Origin of the sequence: Streptomyces niphimycinicus (genome assembly GCF_018883605.1) — a bacterium.
GTDB classification, from domain to species: Bacteria; Actinomycetota; Actinomycetes; order Streptomycetales; family Streptomycetaceae; genus Streptomyces; species Streptomyces niphimycinicus.
The window spans coordinates 1-6,335 of record NZ_JAHLEM010000799.1 but is presented as its reverse complement, the minus strand read 5'-3'; the positions used below and the strand labels follow the sequence as shown (position 1 = coordinate 6,335).

Sequence of the window (6,335 nt, the reverse complement as noted above, 5' to 3'; positions counted from 1 at the left end):
GTGGGTGGCAGGCGGCGCCCGCCGCGGGCGAAGAACGCGGCGAGCGGCAGGATCGCGGCGCCCACCGTCACCGCGTCCGGCCCCAGCGCGCCCAGGTCGATGCCGACCCGCCCGGCGGGGTACGGCAGCGCGTAGGACACCGCGTGGCGCCGCACCGAGTCCAGGAAACGCGCGCCGAGCTGGAGCCCGGCCCAGCCGCCGACGAGGATGCGCTCGGGCTGGAAGAGGTTGATCAGGTCGGACAGCCCGGCGCCCAGGTACTCCGCGGTCTCGGCGAGGACGGTGGCCGCCACCGGGTCCGGGGCGCCGCCGTCCGCGGGGTAGGCGGCGGCCAGCATCGCCGTCAGGGCGGTCTCCTCGTCGGTGTCGGGCGGGGGCTGCCCGCCCGCCTCCTGCCAGCGTTCCAGCAGCGCCTCCGCGCCCGCGTACGCCTCCAGACAGCCCAGCGCCCCGCAGCGGCACCGGCGGCCCCGCACCCGCACGGTGAGATGGCCCCACTCCACCGCCCGGCCGTGCTCGACATCGTCGGTGACGACGCACGCGCCGACGCCCGATCCGAAGAGCACGACCACCGCGTTGCGCGCACCGCGCCCGGCGCCGAACCACATCTCGGCCTGCCCCAGCGTCTTGGCGCCGTTCTCGATGAAGTACGGGACCTCGTCGGGGAGTTGGCCCGATCCGCGCAGCATCCGCTCCAGTGGCACCGCCTCCCAGCCGATCGGCTGGCCGTGCACCACCGCACCGTCCTCCCCCAAGTGTTCGACGATGCCGGGGACGCCGATGCCGACGCCGAGGATCCGTGCGGGGTCGAGCCCGGCCGCCTCCAGGACCTCGGCGATGCCGTCGCGGATGTGGCCCGCGATCAGTTCGCTGTCGTAGCGCACCCGGCGCCCGGCCCCGCGGGTGGGCAACGGCCGGTCGGCGCGGGCCCGTTCGGCCAGCGAGAGGTCGAACAGCTCGACGCGGACCCGGGTCTCGCCGACATCCACCCCGATCATGTGGCCGCTGTGCGGTGTGATCCGCAGCAGGGTGCGGGGGCGGCCGCCGTCGGAGTCGATGCTTCCGGCCTCCTCCACCAACTCCTCGGTGAGCAGTTCGGCGACCACATTGCTGATGGAACCTGAACTCAGCCCGGTCGCGGGGGCCAGCGAGAAGCGGCTCATCGGCCCGTCGAAATACAACCGCCGCAGTACCGCGGCGCGGTTCTCCCGCCGCAGGTCACGAACGTTACGCCCGCTGTGTGCCGCCACCTGGCCTCCTCAAGTCCCGGCTCCGCGCCGCAAGATACCTCCGCCGGATCTCTTGACGCGACCTTCTCTTGAGGTTTAACTCACGTCCTAAATTAAGCCGTGAGCGGCTTCGGGAGTTGAACGCGGTTGGCGTGCCCGGGCCCTTCTTGGCATTCACCCCTCCCGGAAGGGACACCTGGAGCCATGCGCAGGATCCGAGCCGCGGCCATAGGCGCCGTCACCTTGTCACTCGCCCTTGCCGCCTCGGCGTGCGGAGGTGGTTCCTCGACGGACGGCGGCGGTTCCAACGACTCGCCGAAGACGCTCACGTACTGGGCCTCCAACCAGGGCGCCAGCATCACGGTGGACAAGAAGGTCCTGAAGCCCGAACTCGACAAGTTCGAGAAGCAGAGCGGGATCAGAGTGAAGCTCGAGGTCATCCCCTGGTCCGAGCTGCTGAACCGGATCCTCACCGCGACCACCTCCGGCCAGGGCCCCGACGTGCTGAACATCGGCAACACCTGGAGCGCCTCGCTCCAGGCGTCCGGGGCGCTGCTGCCGTGGGACACCAAGAACTTCGGCGGCATCGGCGGCAAGGACCGCTTCGTGGCCTCCGCCCTCGGCTCGACCGGTGCGCGGGGCGAGGACCCGGCCGCGGTGCCGCTGTACTCGATGGCGTACGCGCTCTACTACAACAAGAAGATGTTCGCCGACGCGGGCATCTCCAAGCCGCCCGCCACCTGGGACGAACTGGTCGCCGACGGCAAGAAGCTCGCCAAGGACGGCAAGTGGGGCCTCGGCGCCGAGGGCGCGAACCTCTCGGAGAACATCCACCAGGTGTTCGTCCTCGCCAAGCAGCACGGCGCGGACTTCTTCACCGCAGACGGCAGGCCCGACTTCACCTCCGAGGGCGCGGTCACCGCCATCAAGCAGTACGTCGACCTGATGGCCAAGGACAAGATCATCGCCCCGGGCAACGCCGAGTACGCGCAGAACCAGTCCCTCAGCGACTTCGCCAAGGGAAAGACGGCGATGGTCCTGTGGCAGACCGCCTCCGCCACCCTCACCTCACTGGGCATGAAGGACGACGAGTGGGGCGTGGCCCCGGCGCCCGTCCGCTCCGGCACCCCCGGCTCCGGCACCTCCGTCAACTCGATGGTCGCCGGCATCAACCTGGCCGTCTTCAAGAACACCGACAACCACGACGGCGCCCTGAAGTTCGTGAAGTTCATGACCAGCGACGCCGAGCAGAAGATCCTCAACAAGGCGTACGGCTCCATCCCGCCGGTCAAGGCCGCCCAGTCCGACCCCGCCTTCAACACCAAGGCGACGGCCGCCCTGCGGAACACCCTCGCCAAGAGCGCCGCGGCACTGCCGCAGGTGGCCGACGAGTCGCAGTTCGAAACCGGCGTCGGCACGGCCGTCAAGGAGCTGCTCGCCGATGCCGCCGGCGGACGCCCGGTGACCACCGAGTCGGTGAAGGCCAAGCTGGAGAAGGCCCAGCAGCAGATGCCGGCGAAGTGAGTGCGGACACCTCATGACCACCACGACCGCGACCGCCGGGACAGACCGGCGGACGGTGTCGGGGAGCACCCCCGGGGCGGCGCGAGGCCCGCGCCGCCCCGGGCGGATCCGCCGCATCGGACTGCCGTACCTGCTGCTCCTGCCCGCACTCGTCCTCGAACTCCTGGTCCATCTGGTGCCGATCGGGATCGGCATCCTGATGAGCTTCAAGGCGCTCACCCGGTTCTCCATCCGGGACTGGGGCGCCGCGCCCTGGTCCGGATTGGACAACTACAAGATCTCGGTGGACATCAACGCCCCGGCCGGTGAGGCGCTGCTCCACTCGTTCTGGGTCACCTGCGGCTTCACCGTGCTGTCGGTCGGGCTGTGCTGGCTGCTGGGCACCGCCGCCGCCATCTTCCTTCAGGACACCTTCCGCGGACGGGGGCTGCTGCGCACCCTGTTCCTGGTCCCGTACGCGCTGCCCGTCTACACGGCCGTCATCACCTGGGCGTTCATGTTCCAGCACGACAACGGGCTGGTGAACCATGTCCTCCACGACCAGTTGGGCCTCACCGACAAGCCCTCGTTCTGGCTGATCGGCGACAACAGCTTCATCGCGCGCCTGACGGTGTCGGTGTGGAAGGGCTGGCCGTTCGCGTTCCTCGTCGTCATGGCCGGTCTCCAGAACATCCCCCGGGAGCTCTACGAGGCGGCCGCCCTCGACGGCGCCGGGATGTGGCAGCAGATCCGCCGCATCACCCTGCCCTCGCTGCGCCCGGTCAACCAGGTGCTGGTGCTGGTGCTGTTCCTGTGGACGTTCAACGACTTCAACACGCCGTATGTGCTGTTCGGCAAGGCGGCTCCGGAGGCCGCGGACCTCATCTCCATCCACGTCTACCAGACGACATTCGCCACCTGGAACTTCGGCACCGGCTCCGCCATGTCCGTACTGCTGCTGCTCTTCCTGCTCGTGGTGACGGGCCTGTACCTCCTGCTGACCTCCCGACGAAGGAAGACGGCCGATGTCTAGCAACTCCCAGGCGCCGCCCCGCTCACCGATGGCCCCGCCCCGCTCACCGATGGCGCCGCCCCGCTCACCGATGGCCGCCCCCCGGTCCTTCCTCTGGGCCCGCCGGATCTTCCTCACCCTGCTCACCGGCTTCGTCCTGCTGCCGGTGTACGTCATGGTCTCCAGCTCCCTGAAGCCACTCCAGGACGTCTCCGGGACGTTCCGCTGGCTGCCGAGCGGGCTGACCATCCGCCCCTACATCGACATCTGGTCGACGGTCCCGCTCGCCGACTACTTCGTGAACTCGGTCATCGTGGCGGGCGCCGCGACCGTCTGCTCGGTGGTGATCGCCGTCTTCGCCGCGTACGCGGTCAGCCGGTACCGCTTCCGGGGCAAGCGGATGTTCACGGTCACCGTGCTGTCCACCCAGATGTTCCCCGGGATCCTCTTCCTGCTGCCGCTGTTCCTCATCTACGTCAACATCGGCAACGCCACCGGCATCGCCCTCTTCGGCTCGCGCGGCGGCCTCATCCTCACCTATCTCACCTTCTCGCTGCCGTTCTCGATCTGGATGCTCATCGGGTACTTCGACTCGGTGCCGCGCGATCTGGACGAGGCGGCGCTGGTGGACGGCTGCGGACCGCTCGGCGCGCTGTTCCGGGTCGTCGTCCCGGCCGCGATCCCCGGCATCGTCGCCGTCGCCGTCTACGCGTTCATGACCGCCTGGGGCGAGGTGCTCTTCGCGTCCGTGATGACCAACGACGCCACCCGCACCCTCGCCGTCGGCCTCCAGGGCTACGCCACCCAGACCGAGGTGTACTGGAACCAGGTCATGGCCGCCTCGCTCGTCGTCAGTGTCCCCGTGGTCGCGGGCTTCCTGCTCCTCCAGCGCTACCTCGTCGCCGGACTCACCGCCGGAGCCGTGAAGTGACCGGCCTTCCCACCTCTGAAAGGACGTACGTGTCCGAACTCCTGGACCTCACAGCCCTCCCGCACGACTTCCTGTGGGGCACGGCCACCTCGGCCTACCAGATCGAGGGAGCCGTTGCCGAGGACGGACGGTCGCCCTCGATCTGGGACACCTTCTCGCACACCCCCGGCAAAGTGGCGGGCGACGACCACGGCGATGTGGCCTGCGACCACTACCACCGCTGGCGCGCCGACATCGGGCTGATGAAGCGGCTGGGCACCAACGCCTACCGGCTCTCCATCGCCTGGCCACGGGTGGTGCCGGGCGGCGACGGACCGGTCAACGCCAAGGGCCTGGCCTTCTACGACGAGCTGATCGACGGTCTGCTGGAGGTGGGCATCACCCCGTCCGTCACCCTGTACCACTGGGATCTGCCGCAGGTGCTCCAGGACCGGGGCGGCTGGCCCGTGCGCGACACCGCGGAACACTTCGCCGCGTACGCCTCGGTGGTGGCCGACCGCCTCGGCGACCGGGTGCACCACTGGACCACCCTCAACGAGCCGCTGTGCTCGGCCTGGATCGGCCACCTCGAAGGTGTGATGGCGCCCGGGCTCACGGATCTGACCGCGGCGGTCCGCGCCTCGTACCATCTGCTGCTCGGCCACGGCCTCGCCGCCCAGGCGATCCGGGCCGCCGCACCGGGCGCCGAGCTGGGCATCGTCAACAACCTCAACACCGTCGAGGCCGCAAGCGACCGGCCACAGGACCTGGCGGCCGCGCGGCGCATGGACGGCCACACCAACCGCTGGTGGCTGGACCCGGTCCACGGCCGCGGCTTCCCCGCGGACATGCGCGAGGTGTACGGCGTCGAACTGCCCGAGCGCCCCGGCGACCTCGAAACCATCGCCGCACCCCTGGACTGGCTGGGCCTGAACTACTACTTCCCGGCCACCGTCACCGACGACCCCACCGGCCCGGCCCCGCACGCCCGCGCCGTCCGCCGCCCTGACGTACCCCGCACGGGCATGGACTGGGAGATCGACGCCACCGGTATCGAAACCCTCCTGCTGCGCCTGACCAACGAATACGGCGCCCGCAAGCTGTACGTCACCGAGAACGGCTGCGCCTACCCCGACGTCGTACGCCCGGACGGGACCATCGACGACCCCGAACGCCAGGACTACCTCGTCCAGCACCTCGCGGCCTGCGCCTCGGCGGCCCGCAAGGGCGTCCCGCTGGCCGGCTACTTCGCATGGTCGCTGCTCGACAACTTCGAGTGGGCCTACGGATACGACAAGCGCTTCGGCCTCGTCCATGTCGACTACCCCACGCAGACCCGCACCATCAAGGGCTCCGGCCACCGGTACGCGGAGATCATCCGCGACCACCAGGAGCGGGCTCGCCGAGCAGCGTAGGAGGTGTCGGACGGGCCTTGACGCCTGCGGCGGGCTGCTCCCTTCCCCGCCCCTTCCCGAAACCGGGGCTCTGCCCCTTCCCGCAGCATCCGAATGCGGTTCCGCCGTGTGGCGGGGCTCCGCTCCAGACCTCGGGGTCCAGGGGCGGAGCCCCTGGTAGCGGGAACGGCCGGGCGGCTGTTCGCCTCCCCGCGCCTTTCCGTGGCATCGATGTGCGGCTCCGACGCGTGGCGGAGCAACGCAATCCAGCCCCTCCGGCGTTTGAA

Annotated in this window: 5 protein-coding genes; 4 read left to right on the top strand and 1 reads right to left on the bottom strand. The window is 69.9% G+C overall.

Annotated elements, in window-relative coordinates:
- On the bottom strand, nt 1–1,250 hold a 1,250-nt coding region (locus KN815_RS42935; protein ID WP_216347183.1), incomplete at its 3' end, for an ROK family protein.
- Between the two features lie 183 nt (nt 1,251–1,433).
- On the opposite strand from KN815_RS42935, the gene KN815_RS42930 reads away from it, so the two are divergent.
- From KN815_RS42930 to KN815_RS42915, 4 genes are read left to right on the top strand one after another with little or no spacing between them, the layout of a single operon-like run.
- Complete coding sequence (locus tag KN815_RS42930; protein WP_216347182.1) at nt 1,434–2,753, top strand: ABC transporter substrate-binding protein; 1,320 nt, start codon at nt 1,434–1,436, stop codon at nt 2,751–2,753.
- A gap of 13 nt (nt 2,754–2,766) precedes the next feature.
- Nucleotides 2,767–3,765 carry a carbohydrate ABC transporter permease gene (locus KN815_RS42925; RefSeq protein ID WP_216347181.1) on the top strand — a complete coding sequence of 333 codons (999 nt, stop codon included), beginning with the start codon at nt 2,767–2,769 and terminating at the stop codon, nt 3,763–3,765.
- A 49-nt stretch (nt 3,766–3,814) separates the two neighbouring features.
- Nucleotides 3,815–4,675, top strand: coding sequence for a carbohydrate ABC transporter permease (locus tag KN815_RS42920; RefSeq protein WP_216347184.1), 861 nt, complete (start codon nt 3,815–3,817; stop codon nt 4,673–4,675).
- A gap of 29 nt (nt 4,676–4,704) precedes the next feature.
- On the top strand, nt 4,705–6,069 hold the full coding sequence (locus tag KN815_RS42915; protein ID WP_216347180.1) for a GH1 family beta-glucosidase: 1,365 nt from the start codon (nt 4,705–4,707) through the stop codon (nt 6,067–6,069).
- Nucleotides 6,070–6,335: the final 266 nt, after the last annotated feature.

Excerpts from the sequence above, each read along its gene's own strand:
- KN815_RS42930 (WP_216347182.1), top strand. The coding sequence starts at position 1,434 with ATGCGCAGGATCCGAGCCGCGGCCATAGGCGCCGTCACCTTGTCACTC.
- KN815_RS42925 (WP_216347181.1), top strand. The coding sequence starts at position 2,767 with ATGACCACCACGACCGCGACCGCCGGGACAGACCGGCGGACGGTGTCG.
- KN815_RS42920 (WP_216347184.1), top strand. The coding sequence starts at position 3,815 with ATGGCGCCGCCCCGCTCACCGATGGCCGCCCCCCGGTCCTTCCTCTGG.